Here is a 21,420-nt window from a genome sequence, read left to right as displayed (position 1 = left end):
GCCTTGCAGGCCCACATGCAGGCGGGCGGCGTTCATCATCACGAACATGGCGGCGAGGCCCTTGTTCGGCTCGCCCACCAGCCAGCCGGTGGCATCGTCAAAGCGCATCACGCAGGTGGGGCTGCCGTGCAGGCCCATCTTCTCTTCAATGCGTTCGCAGACCACGGCATTGCGGGTGCCCAGGCCGTCCGGCCTCTCAGCGTTTGGCAGCACCTTGGGCACCAGGAACAGCGACAGCCCCTTGGGCCCCGCCGGTGCATCGGGCAGGCGCGCCAGCACCAGGTGCACGATGTTGTCCGTCAGGTCGTGCTCGCCGCCGGAGATGAAGATCTTGCTGCCGTTCACCCGCGCGCTGCCGTCCGGCTGCGGGGTGCCCCGCGTGCGCACCATTCCCAGGTCGCTGCCCGCGTGGGCTTCGGTCAGGCACATGGTGGCCAGCCATTCGCCGGTGGCCACCTTCTCCAGGTACTGCGCTTTCAGCGCGTCGCTGGCGTGGTGTTTGATGCACTCGTACGCGCCGTGCAGCAGGCCGGGGGCCATGGTCCAGCCGTGGTTGGCACCGGCCAGCCATTCAAACAGCACACACTCCAGCACTGCTGGCAGGCCCTGGCCGCCATCGTCTGGCGCGCAAGACAGCGACGGCCAGCCGCCTTGCCAGAAGGCCTGGTAGGCGTCGCGGAAGCCGGGGGGCGTGGTCACGGTGCCTGCCTCAAACCGGCAACCCACCTCGTCGCCCGTGCGCTGTAGCGGGGCCACGGCGGTGTCGACAAACTTGGCCGCCTCGTCCAGCACCTGCGCCGCAAGCCCGCCATCGGTGTCGGCAAACGGCGCAAGCGCCTGCCACTGCGCTGGGGCGCGGAGCACCTCGGTCAGCAGGAACTGGATGTCGGCAAGGGAGTCGCGTGCGGGCATGGGATGCTCTTGTTTTGATAGCTGTTTGCGCTTGTTGGATAAGCGCTGGAGGCTGTTTTTATTGGAATTTTTGGAAAACCGTTGGCGGAGCGCCGGTCCGGGCGTATCAAACGGTGCGCGGGCAGCGCGCCACGGCTTCGACAGGCTCAGCCCGAACGGCGGGGGCGCCCGGAGCCGGTTGTGCCGCGCCGCCCTCCGCCCGCCGATACCGGCGCGCCCCAGGCGAGGGCCGCCGCGCAAGGGCCGCCCCGCCGCGCTGGCGGCGTCCCCCCTCCCACGCGCCAGCGTGAGAGAGGGGGTGAAGGCGCGACGCGCCTCAGGGGGGGCTCTCTAGGACTCTGCCGTGAACCCGATCTTCTTGATCAGCGGGCCCCAGGTGTCGTACTCGGCCTTCTGCCAGCGCGCCTGCTCTTCGGGCGTGGAGCCGTGGGGCATCAGGCCCACGATGGCCAGGCTGTCGATGACGGACTTTTCCTTCAGCGCGGCATTGATGGCGGCGTTGGCGGCAGCAATCACCGGCTTGGGCGTGGCGGCCGGGGCGTAGAAGCCGAACCATTCTTCCGTGGTCAGCTCGGGGAAGCCCTGCTCGGCAAACGTGGGCACGTCGGGCACGTAGATGGAGCGCTTGGGGCCCGAGGTGGCCAGGATGCGCAGCTTGCCGGCCTTGTAATTGGCGATGAAGTCACCGTGCGGCGTGACCATGGCGGCGATCTGCCCGCCCACCACGTCCGTCACGCCGGGGATGGAGCCGCGGTAGGGCACATGGCGCAGCTCCACGCCGCTGTTGATGCCCAGGAGCGCGCCCAGGAAGTGGGGGGTGGAACCCGCGCCGGGCGAGCCGTAGCTGGCGTCCTTGGGGTTGGCCTTGGCCCAGGCCAGGAAGTCCTTCACCGTCTTCACGCTGGCGGGCACCATGGGGCCCACGGCCAGGCCGTGGTGCATGATGGCCGCGATCGACACGGGCGCGAAGTCCTTGTCGGTGTAGTTCATCTTGCTGTAGATGTGCGGGTAGTTGGCCAGGGCCGACACCTGCGCCAGCGCCAGCACGGAGCCGTCGGCCGGGGCGGCCTTCAGCGTCTCCAGCGCAATCCGGCCGCCCGCGCCGGGCTTGTTCTCCACCACGCCGGCGTTCTTGCTGAACGCGCTGCCGGCCCACTTCTCGGCCACGCGGCGCGCCACCGTGTCGCCCGAGCTGCCGGCCGGGAAGCCGAACAGCACTTTCACCTGGTCCACCTGGGCATGGGCGGCAAAGGGATGCAGGGCGCCCAGCGCGGCGCTGGCGCCCAAGGCTTTTACGAGTTGACGGCGGGTGATGGTCATGGTGTGTCTCCTGGTTGTGTCTGACGGAACTCTCAAGAACTAAAACGGGGGCGCTTGCACGCTCTCTTGTTATCTGGCGAATGGCGACTCATTTCCTGAGGCGCTTCAAACGGGCGCTGCGCAAGCCAGTGCCACCGTGGAACTGGCTTTGCCAGGCCACGGGTGGCGTCCCCCTCCCGCAGGAGAGGGGGAAGGCGCGAAGCGACTCAGGGGGTGCATTACCGTGGTGCCATGCGCAGGGCGCCGTCCAGGCGAATCACCTCGCCATTCAGGTGCCCGTTCGTCACGATATGGCAGGCCAGCTCGGCAAACTCTTCGGGTTTGCCCAGGCGTGGCGGAAACGGGATGCTCGCGGCCAGCGACTGCTGCACGGCCTCGGGCAGCTCCTTCATCAGCGGCGTGGCAAACAGGCCCGGCGCCACGGTGCACACGCGGATCGCGTGCTGGGCCAGGTCGCGTGCCATGGGCAGCGTCATGCCGGCCAGGCCCGCCTTGGACGCGCTGTAGGCCTGCTGGCCCACCTGGCCGTCAAAGGCGGCGACGGACGCGGTGAACAGCATCACGCCGCGCTCGCCGTTGTCCAGCACGGGCAGCTTGCTGCAGGCGGCGGCAAACAGGCGGCTCACGTTGTACGTGCCGATCAGGTTGATGTTGACCACGCGCACGAAGTCTTCCAGCGGCGCGGCGCTGCCGTCGCGCTGCACCACGCGCTTGGCGCTGCCGATGCCGGCCACGTTCATCAGGATGCGCGCGGGGCCGTGGGCGGCAGCGGCCTTGTCGATGGCGGCCTGCACGCTGGCGGGGTCGGTGATGTCGCAGGGGCAGGCCACGCCGCCGATGTCGGCTGCGACCTTTTCCGCCAGCTCGGCGTTGCGGTCCAGCACCGCTACTTTGGCGCCCTGGGCGGCCAGTGCGCGCGCGGTGGCTTCGCCGAGGCCCGATGCGCCGCCGGTCACGAGGGCGGCTTGTCCTTGAATCTGCATGGTGCTTGTCCTTGGGTAGTCGTTCAGTTCAGTTCATTGCTGGGGCACGAGGGTGAAGGGCAGTTGGCCTTCGTGCATGGCTTCCACCAGGCTCGCGCGGTGCTTGAGCACGGCGCGCTGGTTGATGGAGCCCTTGTCGGTGATCTCGCCCTTGTCCAGCGACGGGGGCGCGGCCATCAGGTGCATGCGGGCCACGCGGGTGGCGCTGCCGGTGGCCTGGGCGGCCAGTTGGTTGAGCACGTTCTGGAAATGCTGCTGCACGGGGGCGCTCTCCAGCACCTGTTGCAGGCTGGCGTCGTCTGGCAGGCCCGCCAGGGTGCGTGCGTGCGGCGTGGGGATCAGCAGCGCGCCCACTTCCTTGAGGTTGATGCCGGTGATGACCGCGTCCTGCACATAGGGCGCGCACGCCGCGATGATCTTGGCGCGCATGGGTCCCACGCTCACGAACGTGCCGGTGGAGAGCTTGAAGTCCTCGGCAATGCGGCCGTCGAACTTCAGGCCCCGGTTCAGGTCGTTCTCGTCGATCCACTTCACGGCGTCGCCCGAGCAGTAGAAGCCTTCCTCGTCAAACGCCTCGCGCGTGGCCTCGGCGTTGCGCCAGTAGCCTTGCGTGATGTTGGGGCCGCGGTAGCGCACTTCGGTCTTGCCGTCGATGGGCACCAGCTTCAGCTCCAGCCCCGGCGTGGGCACGCCAATATCGCCAGCCTGCACAAACGGGCTGTTCACGGCCAGGCAGAAGGGGCAGCCTTCCGTCATGCCCAGGCCGGTGTTCATCACGATGCGCTCGCCCACCTCCTGCTCGGCCACCTCGAACAGCGCGTCCCAGATGGGCTGCGACAGCGCGGCGGCGGCAAAGAAGAACATCTTCACGCGGCTGAGCAGGTTCTTGCGCAGTTGGGCGTCGGTCTTCATGGTGTGCGCGATCACCTCGAAGCCCGTGGGCACGTTGAAGTACACCGTGGGCGCGATCTCGCGCAGGTTGCGGATGGTCTCGGCCATGCCGGCGGGCGTGGGGCGGCCTTCGTCCAGGTACAGCGTGCCGCCGTTGTAGATGACGATGCCGAAGTTGTGGTTGCCGCCAAAGGTGTGGTTCCAGGGCAGCCAGTCCACCAGCACCAGGTCTTCCTCGGTCAGCACCGGCATGGACTGGTTCATCTGCTGCAGGTTGGCCGTCCACATGCCGTGGGTGATGATCACGGCCTTGGGCGACTTGGTGGAGCCCGAGGTGAACATGAACTTGGCGATGCTGTCCCGCGTGATGGCGGCGTGCGCGGCGTCCACGGCGGGCGTGGGCTCGGTGCCCAGCAGCGCGCTGAACGGCGTGGTGCTGCGGCCGGGCAGCGTGCCTTCGATCAGCGCCACCTCCACGTCGGCGCCCACCGTGGCCTCGATGGCGGGGCCAAAACGCTCGGCGCTGCTGGCAAACACCAGCCCGGGCGTGAGGGTGTTCACGGCATGGCGCAGCTTGTCGTAGTCCTTGCTCACGGTGGAGTAGGCGGCCGACACCGTGCACTGCGGCACGCCCGCCACCAGGCAGCCCAGCGACAGCAGGGCGTGCTCCAGGTCGTTTTCGCTGAGCATGACCACGGGGCGGTCGGCGCTCAGGTTGCGGTCCAGCAGCGCCTGGGCAATGCGGCGCGCGGATGCCCACGCCTCGCGGTAGCTGATGTGGCGCCAGTCCCCCAGGCTGCCGTCGGCGTTGCGCACGCGCTGTGCCATCCAGGTGCGCTCGGGCGTAGTGGCGGCCCAGTGCGCCAGGCGGTCGGTCAGCCGCACGGGGTGGGGCTGCAGGTCCTGCGTGGCGCGCACGTAGAGCACGCCATGGTCGCCGGGCCGGGTGGTGACGTCGGTCACGCCAAAGCGCAGCGGCCGGAAGCGGGGGGTGGAGTCGGTTGCCATCATGGGTGCTTTCAGGAACTCACTGGCGCGGTGGGGGGCTCGCATGGTCAGGCCTTCTTGACCTTGGCGGCCTTGCCGTCCAGGAAGGCGCGCACGCGGGCTTTGGCCTCGGGCGCGCTCTGGGCGATGGCGGCCATCATGGCTTCGGCCATCAGGCCCTGGTCGGCGGGCTGCTCGGCAATGCGCGGCAGGGCGTGCATCAGCGCGTAGTTGGTGAGCGGCGCGTTCTGCGCAATGCGCTGGGCCAGCTCGAAGGCCTTGTCGAAGGCCGTGCCCGTGGGCACCAGGTACTGGGCAAAGCCCACGCGCTCGCCGTCCACGGCGTTGTAGACGCGGCCGGTCATCATCATGTCGGTCATGCGGGCCGTGCCGATCAGGCGCGGAATGCGCACCGCCCCGCCGCCGCCCACGAAGATGCCGCGCGAGCCTTCGGGCAGCGCGTAGAAGGTGGTCTCGTCGGCCACGCGGATGTGGCAGCTGCTCGCCAGCTCCAGCCCGCCGCCCACCACGGCGCCGTGCAGCGCGGCCACCACGGGCACGGGGCCGAACTGCACGCGGTCCAGCGCGGCATGCCACATGCGCGAGTGGTGCAGGCCCTGGCCGGCATCGCGCTCCTTCAGCTCCGACAGGTCCAGGCCCGAGCAGAAGTGCTCGCCCTTGCCGTCGATCACGGCCGCGCCCACGCTGGCCGGCAGGCGCTCCATCACATCGCGCAGCGCGAGGATCAGGCCGTCGTTCAGCGCGTTGCGCTTGGCGGGACGGGTGAGGCGGATGACCGCGATTTCCTCGCGTTCGCCGCGGATTTCCAGGGAAATGTCGGGGGATTGGGTCATGGTGTGTGGCATTGAGGTTGCTCAAATTATGGTTATTGAAAATAACTAAAACAAGGCCGCGAAGGCGTTCTTTGGTAGGGGCTTTCCCTAGCTTTCGTGTGCGTTCATTTGGTTATGATAAATAACTAAAATACAGCGCAACCGCCCCCAAGGACCTGCCATGAACGCCTTCATTCCCTACGGTATCTACTGGTCGTCGCCCTTTGCCAAGTGGCAGGGCACGCTGGCCAACCTCAACGCGCTGCCGCTGGCCGCCGCCGTGGGCAAGCAGGCGCTCACCGCGCGCGGCTACGACCTGTCGGCCGTGGACCTGGCCATCCTGGGCATCACCAACCCGCAAAAGGGCAGCTTCTACGGCCTGCCGTGGGTGACCGGGATGATGGGCATCGACCGCGTGGCCGGCCCCACGGTGCAGCAGGCCTGCGCCACCAGCGTGCGCGCGCTGCAGATGGCCGCGCAGGAAGTGGCCTGCGGCACGGCCACCAGCGCACTGCTGGTGATGGCCGACCGCCAGTCCAACGGCCCGGTGGTCTACTACCCCGATTCGAGCGGCACGGGCGGCTACGGCATCACCGAGCACTGGGTGCCCGACAACATGGGCCACGACCCCTACGCCAAGAACCCTATGCTGCAGACCGGCGAGAACGTGGCGGCGCGCTACGGCATCACCACCGAAGAGCAGCACGCGCTCAAGCTGCACCGCTACCACCAGTACCAGGAGGCGCTTGCCAACGACCGCGCCTTCCAGAAGCGCTACATGGCCGACGTGCCCGTCACCGACTCCAAGTTCCGCAAGCAGACCGGCACGCTGAGCGCCGACGAAGGCATCTTCCCCACCACCGCCGAGGGCCTGGCCAAGCTCAAGCCGGTGAAGGAGGGCGGCACCGTCACGTTTGGCGGCCAGACCCACCCCGCCGACGGCAACGCGGGCGCCATCGTCACCAGCCGCGAGCGCGCCCGCGCCGTGGCCACGGACCCCGGCATCGAGGTCGAGATCCTGGGCTTTGGCATGGCGCGCGTGGAGGCGGGCTACATGCCCATGGCACCGTCGCCTGCCACCTTCAGCGCGCTCAAGAACGCCGGCCTGTCCACCGGCGACGTGGCCGCCATCAAGACGCACAACCCCTTTGCCGTGAACGACATCGCCCTGGCGCGCGACACCGGCTTTGCCTGGGAGCGCATGAACAACTACGGCAGCTCCATCATCTGGGGCCACCCGCAGGCGCCCACCGGCCTGCGCGCCATCATCGAGCTGATCGAAGAGCTGGTGCTGCGCGGCGGCGGCGTGGGGCTGTTCACCGGCTGCGCGGCGGGCGACACGGGCTACGCCACGGTGATCCGCGTGACCGACAGCAAAAACACTTCCAAGGCCTGAACATGACCGCAGCAACCCACTCCTTTTCCGCCCCCCTGAACGCCTGGCTCGTGGACGGCGTGCGCACGCCCATGGTGGACTATTGCGGCGCCCTGGGCCATGTCTCCCCCACCGACCTGGGCATCAAGGTGGCGCGCGCCGTGCTGGAGAAGAGCGGCGTGCCCGCCGCCGATGTGGGCTCGGTCATCACCGGCTCCATGGCGCAGGCCGACTTTGACGCCTACGTGCTGCCGCGCCACATCGGCCTGTATGCGGGCGTGCCGCAAGACGTGCCGGCCATCCTGGTGGCGCGCATCTGCGGCACGGGCTTCGAGCTGTTCCGCCAGGCGGCCGACCAGATCGCGCTGGGCTACACCGACGTGGCGCTGGTGGTGGGCACCGAGTCCATGACGCGCAACCCGATTGCGGCCTACACGCACCGCACCGGCTTCAAGCTGGGCGCGCCGGTGGAGTTCAAGGACTTCCTGATGGAAGCGCTGATCGACACCGCAGGCCCGGTGACGATGATCGAGACCGCCGAGAACCTGGCCAAGAAGTACGGCATCACCCGCGAGGACGTGGACGCCTACGCTTCGCAGTCCTTCGCCCGCGCACTCAAGGCGCAGGAAGACGGCTTCCTGGCCGGCGAGATCGTGCCCGTGACCAGCGAAAAGTTTGCGCTGGAAGGCTACGCCACCCGCGGCATCACGCTGCCGCGCAAGGTGGCGCAGCTGGACCGCGACACGCACCCGCGCCCTTCGCCCGTCGAGGCGCTGGCCGCGCTGCGCACCGTGTACCCCGGTGGCGTGCAGACCGCCGGCAACAGCTCGGCCCTGGTCGATGGTGCAGCCGGCGCCGTGGTGGCGAGCGATGCCTATGTGCAGCAGCGCGGCCTGAAACCCCTGGCCCGCCTGCGCGGCGTGGCGGCCGTGGGCGTGGCGCCCGAGACCATGGGCATCGGCCCGGCCCCGGCCATCCGCGCGCTGCTGGCGCGCACCGGCCTCACGCTTCAGGACATCGGCCTCTTTGAAATCAACGAAGCCCAGGGCGCGCAGACCTTGGCCGTGGGGCGCGAGCTGGGGCTGGACCTGAACAAGCTCAACGTGAACGGCGGCGCCATTGCCCTGGGCCACCCGCTGGCCGCCACCGGCGTGCGCCTGACGGTGACCCTGGCGCGCGAGCTGCGCCGCCGCGGCCTGCGCTACGGCATTGCCGGAGCCTGCATTGGCGGCGGCCAGGGCATTGCGCTGCTCATCGAAAACACTGAGAAGGTGTGAACGAGTCCGCCATGCCCGCTCGTCCCGCAAAAGCGCACGCCATCGTCGTTGCGAATGCTCGCCATAGCCCGAGCTATGGCTGCGCTTCGCGCCTAGGTGGCGCACGCTTGTGCGGCCCGCTCGGACACGCCGGACCCATTCACACCTTCATTATTTGAATCAAATAGGGCTCTAGCGCATACGCAGTAAGCGCTGGCAGCTATCGAAACAATAGTATTCAATCCAAGGCCACCATGAAAATCATCACCGCCGCCGAAGCTGGCGCCCTGATCCCCGACAACGCCACCATCTTCCTGGGCGGCCTGGCCGTCTCCAGCCTGCCGGAGGAAGTGCTCAAGGGCGTCGAGAAAAACTTCCTGGAAACCGGCCACCCCCGCAGCGTGACCACCTGGGCCTGCGGCGCCATCGGCAACAGCAAGGACGCGGGCATGGTTCACTTTGCCCACCCCGGCATGATCAAGCGCACCGTGGCCGGCCACTTCGGCCAGACCGGCGCCGAGATGATGAAGATGGTGTTTGACGGCGAGGTGGAGGCCTACAACTTCCCGCAGGGCAGCCTGTCGCACCTCACGCGCCACATCGCCAGCCGCAGCCCGGGGCTGCTGACCAAGGTGGGCCTGGGCACGTTCGTGGACCCGCGCATCGAAGGCGGCAAGCTCAACAGCAAGTCCACCGAAGACCTGGTCAAGCTGGTCGAATTCAACGGCGAGGAGTGGCTGTTCTACCCCTCGCCCAAGATCGACGTGGCCATCATCCGCGGCACGCTGGCCGACGAGAACGGCAACCTCACGCTGGACAAGGAAGGCGTGCTGCTGGAGCAGATCAACATCGCCCACGCGGCCAAGGCCTGCGGCGGCATCGTGATCGCGCAGGTGGAGCGCATCGTCAAGGCGGGCAGCCTGCACCCCAAGTCGGTCAAGGTGCCGGGCGTGTCGGTGGACTACGTGGTGGTCAGCCAGCCCGAGAACCACATGCAGACCATCAGCACGCAGTTCAACCCGGCCCTGGCCGGCGACGTGCGCGTGCCGCTGCACACGCTGGAGCCCATGCCGCTGGACGAGCGCAAGGTGATTGCGCGCCGCACGGCCATGGAGCTCAAGCGCGGGGCCGTCACCAACCTGGGCATCGGCATCCCGGCCGGCGTGCCCTCGGTGGCGGCGGAAGAGGGCGTCTCCGACCAGTTCACGCTGAGCGTGGAAAGCGGCATCACCGGCGGCATCCCCGCGCAGCTGGGCGACTTCGGCACGGCCTACAACGCCGACGCGATCATCGAGCAGTCGCTGCAGTTCGACTTTTACGACGGCGGCGGGCTCGACGCGAGCTTCCTGGGCCTGGCGCAGGCCGACAACCACGGCAACGTGAACGTGAGCAAGTTCAACGGCCGGCCCGTGGGCTGCGGCGGTTTTGTGAACATCACGCGCTCCACCAAGAACCTGGTGTTCTGCGGCACCTTCACGGCCGGCGGGCTGGAGGTGAAGGTGGGCGACGGACGGCTCGAAATTGTCAAGGAAGGCCGCTCGCGCAAGTTTATCGAGAAGGTCGAGCAGATCACCTTCAACGGGCTGGATGCGGCGAAGCGCGAGCAGAACGTGCTCTTCGTCACCGAGCGCGCGGTGTTCCACCTGACCACCGAGGGGCTGGAGCTGATCGAGATTGCGCCCGGCATCGACCTGGAACGCGACGTGCTGGCGCACATGGGCTTCAAGCCCCTGATGCGCGACGTGAAGACCATGGACCCAGGCCTGTTCCAGGAGCAGTGGGGCGGCTTGGCTGCGGCCCTGGCGGCCAAGGCGGCGGCCCACGCGGTCTGAGGCAAGCGGCACGCACGGCAAGGGGGCGCGACAGGCGCCCCTTTTCCTTTTCTGGGCCTTATGCCGACCCGGGCAGATAAATCTTCTGCAGCAGCCGGATCAGCGTCTTGCGCTCCGCACCCGTCAGCCGCGCCGTGGCATCCACCTCCAGCTGCGCGGCCGTGTGCTCGGCCTGGGCCGTGAGGTCCGCGCCCGCAGCGGTCAGGTGCACGCCCATGGCGCGGCCATCGCTGGGGTGGGGGCGGCGCTCGATCAGGCCGCGCTTTTCCAGCCCTGCGATCAGGCCCACCAGGTTGGGCGGCAGCACGCCCAGCGTGGCGCACAGCTGGCGCGACGTGATGCCGGGGTTGTGTGCCACCAGCGACAGCACCGAGAAGTCCACCACCTTCAGGTCGTACACGGCCATGCGCTCCATGAAGACCTCGATGATGGCCAGCGACGCGCGCCGCGAGTTGTAGCCCACCAGCGTGCGCAGGAAGCCGGTGTCCACCGTCTCCACGCCCTGGGCGGGCGGCGCGCTGAAAGGGGCTGTGGTGCCTTGGGGCTTTTTGCGGGGGCGGACACTGGTGGAAGACATGGGCTGATTGTGCCGGGCCGCCTGCGGCTTGCGGCGGCGTGTTGCGATGGGTTTGATGAAAATCAGCCTGCAGCGCTTGTGCAGCAAGCGCGGCAAGCTATCATTTTTATAGCTCGCCGGTCATGGGGATTGCCGCAGCACGCGCCGGTACTGCACGGCTTCCGCCACGTGGCCGACCTGCGTGGTGTCGCTGGCGGCCAGGTCGGCGATGGTGCGGGCCACCTTCAGCGCCCGGTGCGTGCTGCGGGCCGACCAGCCCAGGCGCGCGGCGGCCGTGTTGAGGAACTTGGCGGCCGCGTCCTCCAGGTGCAGGTGGGTGTCGATTTCCTGGCCCTGCAGCGCCTGGTTGGCCTTGCCCTGGCGCTGCACGGCGCGGGCGCGGGCCGCCTCCACCCGGGCGCGGATGGTGGCCGTCGCCTCGCCGGCGGGGGCCTGCACCAGCTGGTCGGCCGGCAGGGCGGGCACTTCCACGTGGAGGTCGATGCGGTCCAGCAGCGGGCCGCTGAGCTTGGCCTGGTAGCGGTGGATCTGGTCGGGCGTGCAGCGGCAGGCGCGCTGGCTGGAGCCCAGAAAGCCGCAGGGGCAGGGGTTCATCGCGGCCACCAGCTGAAAGCGCGCCGGGAAATCTGCGCGCTGGGCCGCCCGGGCAATGGTGATGTGGCCCGTCTCCAGCGGCTCGCGCAGCGCCTCCAGCGCGGCGCGGGGGAACTCGGGCAGCTCGTCCAGGAACAGCACGCCGTTGTGGGCCAGCGAGATCTCGCCGGGCCGGGGCGGCGAGCCGCCGCCCACCAGGGCCACGGCGCTGGCCGTGTGGTGCGGCGCCCCGGTCGGGCGCACGCCAAAGGCCGCGGGCTGGAAGCGCCCGGCCAGGCTGGCCACGGCCGCGCTTTGCAGGGCCTCGTCCACCGTCATGGCCGGCAGCAGCCCGGCAAAGCGCAGCGCCAGCATCGACTTGCCCGAGCCGGGCGGGCCTGCCATCAGCACGCTGTGGGCGCCGGCCGCCGCAATCTCCAGCGCGCGCTTGGCGGTGGCCTGGCCTTTCACGTCGGCCATGTCGGGGCCGGCGCCGGTGGCGGCCAGCGGCGTGGGCTGCAGGCGTGTCCAGCCGTCGCCGACCTCGCCGCCTGCGTCGGGGCCGGCCTGGCTGCCGGGCGGCAGGAAGGCGCGCACCACGTCCAGCAGGTGCCGCGCCCGCACCACGCGCGCGCTGGGCACCAGGGCGGCTTCCTCGGCGCTGCCCGGGGGCAGCACCAGCGCCACGTCCACCTGCTGGCTCTGCAGGGCCAGGCTGGTGGCCAGGGCGCCGCGCACGGGGCGCAGCTCGCCCGACAGTGACAGCTCGCCCGCAAACTCGTAGCCTGCCAGCCGGGCGGCATCCACCTGGCCGCTGGCGGCCAGGATGCCCAGGGCGATGGGCAGGTCAAACCGGCCGGAGTCCTTGGGCAGGTCGGCCGGAGCCAGGTTCACGGTGATGCGCTTGTTGTGGGGGAACTCCAGCCCTGCGTTCTGCAGCGCCGAGCGCACCCGCTCGCGCGCCTCCTTCACTTCCACGTCGGCCAGGCCGACCAGGGTAAAGCTGGGCAGGCCGTTGGCCAGGTGCACTTCGACGGTAACGGCAGGCGCCTGCAGCCCCAGAAGGGCGCGGCTTTGCACCAAAGCAAGACTCATGAAACGGTTTCTCCCCAGTTGGGTGCGGCGGCTGTTGTTTTAGTGCGGGCGGCCCGGGTATTGCACCAATAGGGTGCATTGCGGCAGGCCTGTCCCTGTCACTGTACCGGGGATCGTTGTAACGCGGCGCAACAGCCAGGGTCGTGGCGTACCGGCGCGTGGCACGGTCCGTGCTTGGAGCCGCATGTCCCTACTTTGTCCCACCGGAGGAAACATATGAACCGCGCCATCATCAAGACCCTGGGCGTCGCCCTCGTTGCAACCCTTCCCGTGCTGGCCAGCGCCCAGCTCACCGGCAACGTCAGCCTGACCACGAACTACAAGTTCCGCGGCCAGGACCAGGACACGTCCAAGGCCAAGGCCGTGAAGCCGGCGCTGCAGGGCGGTTTCGACTACGCCTTCGGCGAAAGCGGCTGGTATGTGGGCAACTGGAACTCCAGCGTGGACTGGCTCTCCGGCAACTCGCTGGAGTCCGACCTGTACGGCGGCTACAAGTTCAAGGCCGGCGGCGCCGACCTGGACGTGGGCCTGCTGACCTACATCTACCCCGGCAACAGCGCCGGCAACACCACCGAGGTGTACGGCGCGGCCACCTTCGGCCCCGTCACCGCCAAGTACTCGCACACCCTGTCCAAGGACTACTTCGCCTACGCCGGCCCCGGCCTGAAGGGCCGCAACACCGGCTACCTGAACCTGGCCTTTGCCCAGGAAGTGGCCCCCAGCATCACGCTCAAGGCGGCGGTCGGCTTCACGCGCTTCGGTGGCGACATCACGGCACCGAACTTCATGGACTACAGCCTGGGCGGCGCGTATGACTTCGGCTCGGGCGTGTCCCTGAGCGCGGCCGTGGTGGGCGCCACCAAGAAGGCGTACTACGGCCCCGTCAACAAGTCGCGCCTGATCTTGACGCTCACGAAAACCCTGTAAATCGCAGTGGGCGCCCGCGGCGCCCGCATAGGAGGACCTTCCAATGAAAATGGTGACAGCCATCATCAAGCCCTTCAAGCTGGACGAGGTGCGCGAAGCCCTCTCCGACATCGGCGTGCAAGGCATCACGGTGACCGAGGTCAAGGGCTTTGGCCGGCAAAAGGGCCACACCGAGCTGTACCGCGGCGCGGAGTACGTGGTCGACTTCCTGCCCAAGGTGAAGATCGAGGCCGCCGTGGCCGACGACCTGGTGGACCGCGTGATCGAATCGATCGAAAGCGCGGCCCGCACCGGCAAGATCGGCGACGGCAAGATTTTCGTGACCCACCTGGAGCAGGTGGTGCGCATCCGCACTGGCGAAACCGGCAAGGAAGCCCTGTAAGGGCCGGCCGCATTGCATCCAAGAAGAGAAACGCCATGAAAAAACTGCTTGCTTCCTTCATCCTGGGGCTGGGACTGCTGACCCTGGGCAACCTCTCCCTGGCCCAGACGCCGGCCCCGGAGGCCGCCGCATCGGCGCCCGCCGAGGCGGCCGCGCCGGCAGCCGCCGCGCCGGCAGCCGCAGCCTCCGAAGCCGCGCCCGCTGCCGCACCCGCACCGGCACCCAAGGTCGACTCGGGTGACACCGCCTGGATGCTGACCTCCACGCTGCTGGTGATCCTCATGACCATCCCGGGCCTGGCCCTGTTCTACGGCGGCCTGGGCCGCAGCAAGAACATGCTGTCCGTGCTGGTGCAGGTCTTCGTGATCTTCTCGCTGATCTCCCTGCTGTGGGCCATCTACGGCTACAGCCTGGCGTTCTCGGGCGAGGGCAAGTTCTTCGGGGGCTTCGACAAGATCTTCCTCAAGGGCGTGACGCAGGAGACCTTCGGCGCGCTGACGACGATCCCCGAATACGTGTTCTTCGCGTTCCAGGGCACGTTCGCGGCCATCACCGTGGCGCTGATCGTGGGCTCGTTTGCCGAGCGCATCAAGTTCTCCGCCGTGCTGCTGTTCTCCGTGCTGTGGTTCACCTTCAGCTACGTGCCCATGGCCCACATCGTGTGGGGCGGCGGCCTGCTGGGTGCTGATGGCGCTCTGGACTTTGCGGGCGGCACCGTGGTGCACATCAACGCCGGTGTTGCTGGCCTGGTGGGCGCCTACATGGTGGGCAAGCGCATTGGCTACGGCAAGGAAGCCATGGCGCCGCACAGCCTGACGCTGACCATGGTGGGTGCTTCGCTGCTGTGGGTGGGCTGGTTCGGCTTCAACGCCGGCTCGGCCGGTGCCGCCAACGCCAACGCCGGCCTGGCTTTCGTGAACACCGTGCTGGCCACCGCGGCCGCCACGCTGTCGTGGATCTCTGGCGAAGCGCTGCACAAGGGCAAGGCCTCGATGCTGGGCGCAGCCTCCGGCGCCGTGGCCGGCCTGGTGGCCGTCACCCCGGCCGCTGGCTTCGTGGGCCCCATGGGCTCCATCGTGATGGGCCTGATCGCCGGTGTGGTCTGCCTGTGGGGCGTGGGTGGCCTCAAGCGCCTGCTCAACGTTGACGATGCGTTTGACGTGTTCGGCGTGCACGGCGTGGGCGGCATCCTGGGTGCCATCCTGACCGGCGTGTTCGCGGCGCAGGGCCTGGGCGGCACGGGTGGCCTGACCCCCGACACGTTCGCGATGGGTGCGCAAGTGTGGATCCAGGTCAAGAGCGTGCTCTTCACCATCGTGTGGTCTGGCGTGGTGGCGTTCATCGCCTACAAGATCGCCGATCTGCTGGTGGGCCTGCGCGTTGCGGAAGAAGCCGAGCGCGAAGGCCTGGACATCACTTCGCACGGCGAGACGGCGTACAACCGCTGACCTGCCGGTCCCCCACGCGCTGCGGTGTCTGGTGGCGCCGCAGCGTGCAACAAGAACAAGCGCGAGTTACTCCCAAGGTTCCGCAACCCGCCCCCGACAGGGCGGGTTTTTTTACGTCGGGCGGGCGGCGCCAACGCGTGGGGGCTGGCCCGGGCCGGGCGGCAGGAGTCCCCGCCGGGGCCGCGCTTCACGCGCCGTGTTTGAAAAATTCACGCTCCCTGCCGGCGGCGCGGGCCGCGGCTGCCGGTACGATGCACGGATGGATCTCGCCCTTGCCCAGATTGCCGAGCGCGTGCGCGCCGCCGCCGCCGACCAGACCCCGTTGCGCATCCGGGGCGGGGGGACCAAGGATTTCCACGGGCGGGCGCTGCACGGCGACGTGCTCGACACCCGCGCCCTGCAGGGCATCGTGGCCTACGAGCCCAGCGAGCTGGTCGTCACCGTGCGTGCGGGCACGCCGCTGGCCGACCTGGAGGCCGCGCTGGCCGGGCGCGGGCAGTGCCTGCCGTTCGAGCCGCCCCATTTCGCCCGCGAGGGCGGCGGCCACGCCACCGTGGGCGGCATGGTCGCGGCGGGCCTGTCGGGCCCCGCGCGGGCCAGCGCGGGGGCGGTGCGCGACTACGTGCTGGGCACCACGCTCGTCAACGGCCGCGGCGAGGTGCTGCAGTTTGGCGGCCAGGTCATGAAGAACGTGGCCGGCTACGACGTGTCACGCCTGATGGCCGGGGCGTGGGGCACGCTGGGCCTGCTGGCCGAGGTCAGCCTCAAGGTGCTGCCCGTGGCCCCGGGCGAAGCCACGCTGCGGTTTGACGACATGCCTCAGGCCGAGGCCTTGCGCAGCCTGCAGGCGTGGGGCGGCCGCCCGCTCCCGCTCAACGCCAGCTGCTGGGTGCCCGGCACCGGGCAGGGCACCTTGTATGTGCGGCTGCGCGGCGCCGCCGCCGCGGTGGAAGCCGCCTGCCGCACCCTGGGCGGCACGCGCATGGCGGACCAAGCCAGCGTGCAGGCCGACTGGGCCGCCTGCCGCGAACAGACCCTGCCCTGGTTCCTGGCCCGCGCGGAACACCCGGGCCACGCGCTGTGGCGCCTGTCCGTGCCGGCCGCGGCGCCGGTGCTGGCGCTGCCCGGCGGCGCACAGCCGCTGGTGGAATGGCACGGCGCGCTGCGCTGGGTGCAAGCCCCCGCCGACGCGGGGGACGCCCTGCGCGCCGCCGCACGCGCGGCCGGCGGAAGCGCTACGATTTTCCGGGCTGCGGACGAGGGGGCGCGGGACGCGCAAAGCCCCTGGGTCCTGCCATCCGGTGCGCTGGAGCAGATCCATGCACGTCTGAAGCAGCGTTTCGACCCTGCAGGGATCTTCAATCCCGGCCGCATGGCGAGCGGCTGGTAGGCACGCCCGGCCGTTCTCCCGTTTTTCCCCGTTTCTGAACCGTTCACGCATGCGACGCCTCCTGCACCTCACCGGCCACCGCCGAACCATCGCCGGCAACCGCACGCTGGGCCTGCTGCTGGCCTTCAACGCCGGCGCAGTGAACGCGGGGGGCTTTCTGGTGGTGCACATGTACACCTCGCACATGACGGGCTTCCTCTCGTCGCTGGCCGACAACCTGGTGCTGGGCAACATGAAGCTCGCGCTCGGCGCGGTCGGGGCGCTGTGGGCCTTCATGTCGGGGGCGGGCAGCACGGCCATCCTGGTCAATTGGGCGCGCCACCACCATCTGCGCAGCACCTATGCCCTGCCGCTGCTGATCGAGGCCGCGCTGATGCTGCTCTTCGGGCTGATGGGCGCCATCACCCTGGGCTGGCGCACGCCGTTCGCGGTGCCGCTCACGGTGCTGGTGCTGGCCTACCTGATGGGGCTGCAGAACGCCGTGGTGACCAAGATGTCGTCGGCGCAGATCCGCACCACGCACATGACCGGCGTGGTCACCGACCTGGGCATCGAGATGGGCAAGATGCTGTACTGGAACCGCCAGGGCGTGGCACCCGAACAGCAGGTGCGCGCCAACCGCGAGCGCCTGCGCCTGTTCGCGGGGCTGGTGGGGATGTTCTTTGCCGGCGGCCTGGTGGGGGCGGCGGGCTTCAAGCACGTCGGCTTCGTGTTCGTGGTGCCGCTGGCGCTGGTGCTGCTGGGCCTGTCCCTGCCGCCGCTGTGGACCGACCGCGAACGCCTGCGCCAGTTGCTGTTGCAGCGGGGCTCCGCGGCGGCCGCGCCGGTGCCGCCCGCGCCCGCTGCCCCCGCCGAGCGCGGGGCCGACGCGCAAGCGCCCCGTTGACCCCGCGGCCCGGCCCGGCTGCCTTCTCCGTTTCCGATCCTCCACGCACCATGCAGACCCAACTCGCCCCCGAATACGCCGCGCGCCCCGAGGGCCGCGAGGCCGAAGCCATCCTGCGCAAGTGCGTGCACTGCGGCTTTTGCACCGCCACCTGCCCCACCTACCAGCTGCTGGGCGACGAGCTGGACGGCCCGCGCGGCCGCATCTACCTCATCAAGCAGGTGCTCGAAGGCGCCGAGCCCACGCGCGCCACGCAGCTGCACCTGGACCGCTGCCTGACCTGCCGCAACTGCGAAAGCACCTGCCCCAGCGGCGTGCAGTACGGCCACCTGGTGGACATCGGCCGCAAGATCGTCGACGAGAAAGTGCCGCGGCCCCTGGGCGAGAAGGCCCTGCGCTGGGCGCTCAAGGAAGGCGTGCCCTCGCCCCTGTTCACGCCCGCCATAAAGGCCGGCCAGGCCGTGCGCGGCCTGCTGCCCGCGTCGCTCCAGGCCAAGGTGCCAACGCCCCGCGCGGCCGGCGCCTGGCCTGCGCGCCCGCACGCGCGCAAAGTGCTGATGCTGGCGGGCTGCGTGCAGCCGGCCATGATGCCGAACATCAACACCGCCACCGCCCGCGTGCTGGACGCCGTGGGCATAGAGACCGTGGTGCCGCCCCAGGCGGGCTGCTGCGGTGCCGTGAAGTTCCACCTCAACGACCAGGACGGCGGCATGGCCCAGATGCGGGCCAACATCGACGCCTGGTGGCCGCTGGTGGAGGCCGGCGGCGTGGAAGCCATCGTCATGAACGCCTCGGGCTGCGGCGTCACCGTCAAGGAGTACGGCCACCTCCTGACGCACGACGCGCAGTACGCCGAGCGGGCCGCGCGCATCAGCGCCCTCACGCGCGACCTGTCGGAACTGCTGCCGGACCTGCTGCCCGGCTGCAGGGCCGCGTGCAGCGGCCCGACACGCTCTACGCCTACCACCCGCCCTGCACGCTGCAGCACGGCCAGAAGCTGCGCGGCGGCGTGGAGCTGCATTTGAACCAGCTGGGCTTTCGCCTGCGCACCGCGCAGAGCGAAGCGCATCTGTGCTGCGGCTCCGCAGGCACCTATTCGGTCCTCCACCCCGAGCTGGCCACCCCGCTGCGCGACCGCAAGCTGGGCGCGCTGGGCGAGGCGTTTGGCGAGCAGCCGCCCGACGTGATCCTGTCGGCCAACATCGGCTGCATCACCCATTTGCAAAGCGGCACGGCCACGCCGGTGCGGCACTGGATTGAAGTGCTGGACGAAGCGCTACGGCCCTGAGCGTGTGCCCGGCGCGGGGCTACACGGTCGGCACCGTGCCCCCGTCGATCCGGTATTCCGCGCCCGTCAGGGAACCGGCGCGGGGCGAGACCAGAAACGCAATCAGGTCGGCCACTTCCAGCGGCGTGGCGGGCCGGCCCAGGGGGATGCCGCCCAGCGACTGCATGATGAGGCGCCGGCCGCCCTCGATGTCGGTGCCCGCCTGTGCAGCCAGCCGTTCGGCCAGCGCGACGGAGGCTTCTGTTTCCACCCAACCGGGCGCGACGCTCAGCACCCGCACGCCCTGGGGCGCCAATTCTTTTGACAACGCCTTGCTGTAGGTGGACAGGGCGGCCTTGGCGGCAGCGTAGGCCGTGGTGGATTCCGGCAACGGGAGCAGCCGCTGGATCGAGCTGACATGCACCACCACACCCGAGCCTTGCCGCCGCATCGACGGCAGCAGAGCCCGGTCGAGCCGCACTGCGGCCAGCAGATTGTGGTTGAGTGCGTTGGCCCACGCTGCATCGTCCAGCGCTTCAAACCCGCCAGCGGGCGCGCTGGAGCCGCCAAGCACATGCACCAGGATGTCGAGGCCGCCCCATCGGTCCAGCGCAGCCTGGGCGACTGCGGCGGCGCCGCTGGCCGACGTCAGATCGGCGGGCACATAGACCACCGTGCCGACGGGATGTGCAGGTGCCGAGCGGGCGGCGGTCATCACTTGCGCGCCCGCATCGTGCAGGCGCTGAACGACGGCCGCGCCGATGCCTTTGGTGCCTCCCGTGACCAGTGCCCGCAGGCCGTGGAGCTGGAGATCGAAGCTCATGGCGCGACCTCCAGGGCGGCGATCAGGCCGCCGGCCATGCGGAACCGGTAGCGCAGGTCCACCGGGCTGCCGGGGAAGTTGCCCTCCACCCGGCTGGTAACGATCACGTCCGCGGCGCCCTGCCGTTCCAGCGTGTGGGGCGTGGATACAAACGAGGTTTGGGCGCGCGCCCGCGCATGCCAGGCCGCGATGGCCTCGCGCCCTTGGTACGTCTGGCCTTCGTCCTGGACGACGCCATCGGCGGTGAAACACCCGGCGAGGGCGCCCGGGGCCTGCCCCTGCGCTGCAAAAAAGGCCGCGAGGGGTTCGGGAAGCGTCAGTGGGGTCATGGGTTCACTCCTTGGTTGCAACAGAGCCCCAAGGATGCGGCGCCGAAACCATTTAGTGAATAACCTATGATTTAAACAGCTTATGTAGAAAACAATACACAATGCGCGGCGCCGAGTTTGCTGAGTTGAAAGCCTTTGCCACCGTGGTGGAGCGGGGCAGCTTTGCCCGGGCGGCCGAGCACCTGGGGTTGTCGCCCTCCGCGCTGAGCCAGACCATCCGCCACCTGGAAGCGCGGCTGGGGGTGCGGCTGCTGAACCGTACTACCCGCAGCGTTGCGCCCACGGCGGCGGGAGCCCAACTGCATGCGCGCCTGGCCCCGCTGCTCAAGGAAATGCTGGACGCCGTGGCCGAGGCCAGCGCGGCGACGGGGCAGCTCCGGGGCACCTTGCGCATCAACACCTTGGGCATGGCCGCGCGCCAGGTGGTGATGCCGCGGCTGGGCCGCTTCCACCGCGCGCATCCGGACGTGGTGCTGGACCTGGTGGTGGACGACGGCTTGACCGATATCGTCGCGGGTCGTTTCGACGCGGGCATTCGCGTGGGCGGGCGGCTCGAAAAGGACATGGTGGCCGTGCGCCTGACGCCCGACGTGCCGATGGTGGCCGTGGCTTCGCCGGAGTACCTCGCGCGCCGGGGAACGCCCCGGTCGCCCGCAGACCTGGGCCACCATGCCTGCATCCAGTGGCGGCTGCAAAGCGACGGGACGCCCTACCGCTGGGAGTTCATGAAGAGGGGGCGCAAACTGGAGGTCGTGGTGGACGGGCCCGTGGTCACGAACCATGCGGAGGCGGGCATCGCCGCCGCGCTGCAGGGGCTGGGCATCGCCTACGCCTTCGAACGCGACCACGTCGACGCCTGCGTGGCGGACGGGCGCCTCGTGCCTGTGCTTGCGGACTGGTCGATCACGCGTCCGGGCCTGTTTCTGTACTACCCCGACCGCCGCCACAGCCCCGCAGCCCTGCGCGCCTTCATCGATTGCCTGCTCGACCGGGATCTGGCCGCCGCACCGTTGCGTGCCGGACTCATCGATGCCGGTTGAGCCTGCGCCGCAGGCCGGCGCACCGGGCCGCCGACGGGCCCGCCCGGCCCAAGATGGCATGATGGCGGGTTTTGATCACCGCACCCCTGCGCCCAACCGCGTTTCCTTGCCATGACCGAACCCGTGATCGCTTCTGAATCCCTGCATCCCGCTCCCGCTTTGGCGGCCGATGTCTCCGCCGCCGCGCTTGCGGATGGCAGCGCGGCCGCCACACCGGCCGCAGAAGGCGACGGCGACGCCGCCGCCCGCCCCAGCCAGGCCCCTCGGCGCAGTGGCCGCGACCGCCGGGGCGGT

The 21,420-nt window shown here is 69.5% G+C and carries 18 protein-coding genes and 2 pseudogenes; 11 read left to right on the top strand and 9 right to left on the bottom strand.

Features of this window, described 5'->3' with window-relative positions:
- The 5 genes from LWW96_RS13830 to LWW96_RS13810 all read right to left on the bottom strand — a co-directional run.
- A partial coding sequence (locus LWW96_RS13830; RefSeq protein WP_291487931.1) for an acyl-CoA dehydrogenase family protein occupies positions 1-912 on the bottom strand: 912 nt, incomplete at its 3' end.
- 330 nt (positions 913-1,242) lie between these two features.
- On the bottom strand, positions 1,243-2,232 hold the full coding sequence (locus tag LWW96_RS13825) for a Bug family tripartite tricarboxylate transporter substrate binding protein (protein WP_291487929.1): 990 nt from the start codon (positions 2,230-2,232) through the stop codon (positions 1,243-1,245).
- A 218-nt stretch (positions 2,233-2,450) separates the two neighbouring features.
- Entirely contained in the window at positions 2,451-3,215 is a 765-nt protein-coding gene (locus LWW96_RS13820) for an SDR family NAD(P)-dependent oxidoreductase (RefSeq protein ID WP_291487927.1), read from the bottom strand.
- Positions 3,216-3,248: 33 nt separating this feature from the next.
- On the bottom strand, positions 3,249-5,117 hold the full coding sequence (locus tag LWW96_RS13815) for a feruloyl-CoA synthase (RefSeq protein WP_291487934.1): 1,869 nt from the start codon (positions 5,115-5,117) through the stop codon (positions 3,249-3,251).
- A 44-nt stretch (positions 5,118-5,161) separates the two neighbouring features.
- Entirely contained in the window at positions 5,162-5,947 is a 786-nt protein-coding gene (locus tag LWW96_RS13810; RefSeq protein ID WP_291487925.1) for a crotonase/enoyl-CoA hydratase family protein, read from the bottom strand.
- A 160-nt stretch (positions 5,948-6,107) separates the two neighbouring features.
- Here LWW96_RS13810 and LWW96_RS13805 point away from each other — a divergent pair, with 160 nt between their 5' ends.
- The 3 genes from LWW96_RS13805 (at position 6,108) to LWW96_RS13795 (ending at position 10,389) form a co-directional block, all read left to right on the top strand.
- The gene (locus LWW96_RS13805) at positions 6,108-7,322 is read left to right on the top strand and encodes a thiolase family protein (protein WP_291487924.1); all 1,215 of its coding nucleotides are present in this window, start codon (positions 6,108-6,110) and stop codon (positions 7,320-7,322) included.
- Positions 7,323-7,324: 2 nt separating this feature from the next.
- On the top strand, positions 7,325-8,578 hold the full coding sequence (locus tag LWW96_RS13800) for a thiolase family protein (protein ID WP_291487922.1): 1,254 nt from the start codon (positions 7,325-7,327) through the stop codon (positions 8,576-8,578).
- Positions 8,579-8,811: 233 nt separating this feature from the next.
- The gene (locus LWW96_RS13795) at positions 8,812-10,389 is read left to right on the top strand and encodes an acyl CoA:acetate/3-ketoacid CoA transferase (protein ID WP_291487919.1); all 1,578 of its coding nucleotides are present in this window, start codon (positions 8,812-8,814) and stop codon (positions 10,387-10,389) included.
- Positions 10,390-10,447: 58 nt separating this feature from the next.
- Here LWW96_RS13795 and LWW96_RS13790 read toward each other — a convergent pair whose 3' ends face one another.
- Entirely contained in the window at positions 10,448-10,966 is a 519-nt protein-coding gene (locus LWW96_RS13790) for a MarR family winged helix-turn-helix transcriptional regulator (protein WP_291487917.1), read from the bottom strand.
- A 120-nt stretch (positions 10,967-11,086) separates the two neighbouring features.
- Entirely contained in the window at positions 11,087-12,634 is a 1,548-nt protein-coding gene (locus tag LWW96_RS13785; RefSeq protein ID WP_291487915.1) for a YifB family Mg chelatase-like AAA ATPase, read from the bottom strand.
- 216 nt (positions 12,635-12,850) lie between these two features.
- On the opposite strand from LWW96_RS13785, the gene LWW96_RS13780 reads away from it, so the two are divergent.
- The 6 genes and pseudogenes from LWW96_RS13780 to glcF all read left to right on the top strand — a co-directional run bounded on the left by LWW96_RS13780 (position 12,851) and on the right by glcF (position 18,955).
- Positions 12,851-13,561, top strand: a complete 711-nt coding sequence (locus LWW96_RS13780) for a TorF family putative porin (protein WP_291487913.1) — start codon at positions 12,851-12,853, stop codon at positions 13,559-13,561.
- Positions 13,562-13,604: 43 nt separating this feature from the next.
- Positions 13,605-13,943, top strand: coding sequence for a P-II family nitrogen regulator (gene glnK / locus LWW96_RS13775; protein ID WP_010466918.1), 339 nt, complete (start codon positions 13,605-13,607; stop codon positions 13,941-13,943).
- Between the two features lie 35 nt (positions 13,944-13,978).
- A complete protein-coding gene (gene amt / locus LWW96_RS13770) occupies positions 13,979-15,391 on the top strand; it encodes an ammonium transporter (protein WP_291487909.1) in 1,413 nt (470 codons plus the stop codon).
- A gap of 259 nt (positions 15,392-15,650) precedes the next feature.
- The gene (glcE, locus tag LWW96_RS13765; protein WP_291487907.1) at positions 15,651-16,781 is read left to right on the top strand and encodes a glycolate oxidase subunit GlcE; all 1,131 of its coding nucleotides are present in this window, start codon (positions 15,651-15,653) and stop codon (positions 16,779-16,781) included.
- Positions 16,782-16,830: 49 nt separating this feature from the next.
- Positions 16,831-17,667: a YoaK family protein gene (locus LWW96_RS13760; RefSeq protein ID WP_291487905.1), complete on the top strand. Its 837-nt coding sequence runs from the start codon at positions 16,831-16,833 to the stop codon at positions 17,665-17,667.
- Between the two features lie 50 nt (positions 17,668-17,717).
- Positions 17,718-18,955, top strand: a pseudogene (glcF, locus tag LWW96_RS13755) (glycolate oxidase subunit GlcF).
- A gap of 19 nt (positions 18,956-18,974) precedes the next feature.
- Here the strand turns inward: glcF and LWW96_RS13750 are convergent.
- Both LWW96_RS13750 and LWW96_RS13745 read right to left on the bottom strand, forming a co-directional pair.
- Positions 18,975-19,757, bottom strand: a complete 783-nt coding sequence (locus LWW96_RS13750; RefSeq protein WP_291487903.1) for an SDR family oxidoreductase — start codon at positions 19,755-19,757, stop codon at positions 18,975-18,977.
- Positions 19,754-20,086 (bottom strand): nuclear transport factor 2 family protein, encoded by a 333-nt coding sequence (locus tag LWW96_RS13745; RefSeq protein ID WP_291487901.1) that lies wholly within the window; start codon positions 20,084-20,086, stop codon positions 19,754-19,756. The genes LWW96_RS13750 and LWW96_RS13745 overlap by 4 nt, the downstream gene beginning before the upstream one ends.
- 101 nt (positions 20,087-20,187) lie before the next feature.
- Between LWW96_RS13745 and LWW96_RS13740 the strand changes: the two genes are divergently transcribed.
- Together LWW96_RS13740 and LWW96_RS13735 are read left to right on the top strand one after the other, a co-directional pair.
- Positions 20,188-21,126 (top strand): LysR family transcriptional regulator, encoded by a 939-nt coding sequence (locus tag LWW96_RS13740; RefSeq protein WP_291487899.1) that lies wholly within the window; start codon positions 20,188-20,190, stop codon positions 21,124-21,126.
- 111 nt (positions 21,127-21,237) lie between these two features.
- A pseudogene (locus tag LWW96_RS13735) lies at positions 21,238-21,420 on the top strand (hypothetical protein); the annotation flags it as partial.

The organism is Acidovorax sp. (assembly GCF_021287135.1).
Classification (GTDB): domain Bacteria; phylum Pseudomonadota; class Gammaproteobacteria; order Burkholderiales; family Burkholderiaceae_C; genus Acidovorax.
This window is presented reverse-complemented; position numbering and strand designations above follow the sequence as displayed.

Bases quoted from the DNA above. Each gene is read 5' to 3' on its own strand.
- LWW96_RS13815 (WP_291487934.1), bottom strand. From the start codon at position 5,117: ATGATGGCAACCGACTCCACCCCCCGCTTCCGGCCGCTGCGCTTTGGC.
- LWW96_RS13780 (WP_291487913.1), top strand. From the start codon at position 12,851: ATGAACCGCGCCATCATCAAGACCCTGGGCGTCGCCCTCGTTGCAACC.
- LWW96_RS13785 (WP_291487915.1), bottom strand. From the start codon at position 12,634: ATGAGTCTTGCTTTGGTGCAAAGCCGCGCCCTTCTGGGGCTGCAGGCG.
- amt (WP_291487909.1), top strand. From the start codon at position 13,979: ATGAAAAAACTGCTTGCTTCCTTCATCCTGGGGCTGGGACTGCTGACC.
- LWW96_RS13800 (WP_291487922.1), top strand. From the start codon at position 7,325: ATGACCGCAGCAACCCACTCCTTTTCCGCCCCCCTGAACGCCTGGCTC.
- LWW96_RS13805 (WP_291487924.1), top strand. From the start codon at position 6,108: ATGAACGCCTTCATTCCCTACGGTATCTACTGGTCGTCGCCCTTTGCC.
- LWW96_RS13790 (WP_291487917.1), bottom strand. From the start codon at position 10,966: ATGTCTTCCACCAGTGTCCGCCCCCGCAAAAAGCCCCAAGGCACCACA.
- LWW96_RS13760 (WP_291487905.1), top strand. From the start codon at position 16,831: ATGCGACGCCTCCTGCACCTCACCGGCCACCGCCGAACCATCGCCGGC.
- LWW96_RS13825 (WP_291487929.1), bottom strand. From the start codon at position 2,232: ATGACCATCACCCGCCGTCAACTCGTAAAAGCCTTGGGCGCCAGCGCC.
- LWW96_RS13740 (WP_291487899.1), top strand. From the start codon at position 20,188: ATGCGCGGCGCCGAGTTTGCTGAGTTGAAAGCCTTTGCCACCGTGGTG.
- LWW96_RS13795 (WP_291487919.1), top strand. From the start codon at position 8,812: ATGAAAATCATCACCGCCGCCGAAGCTGGCGCCCTGATCCCCGACAAC.
- LWW96_RS13750 (WP_291487903.1), bottom strand. From the start codon at position 19,757: ATGAGCTTCGATCTCCAGCTCCACGGCCTGCGGGCACTGGTCACGGGA.
- glcE (WP_291487907.1), top strand. From the start codon at position 15,651: ATGGATCTCGCCCTTGCCCAGATTGCCGAGCGCGTGCGCGCCGCCGCC.
- LWW96_RS13810 (WP_291487925.1), bottom strand. From the start codon at position 5,947: ATGACCCAATCCCCCGACATTTCCCTGGAAATCCGCGGCGAACGCGAG.
- LWW96_RS13745 (WP_291487901.1), bottom strand. From the start codon at position 20,086: ATGACCCCACTGACGCTTCCCGAACCCCTCGCGGCCTTTTTTGCAGCG.
- LWW96_RS13820 (WP_291487927.1), bottom strand. From the start codon at position 3,215: ATGCAGATTCAAGGACAAGCCGCCCTCGTGACCGGCGGCGCATCGGGC.
- glnK (WP_010466918.1), top strand. From the start codon at position 13,605: ATGAAAATGGTGACAGCCATCATCAAGCCCTTCAAGCTGGACGAGGTG.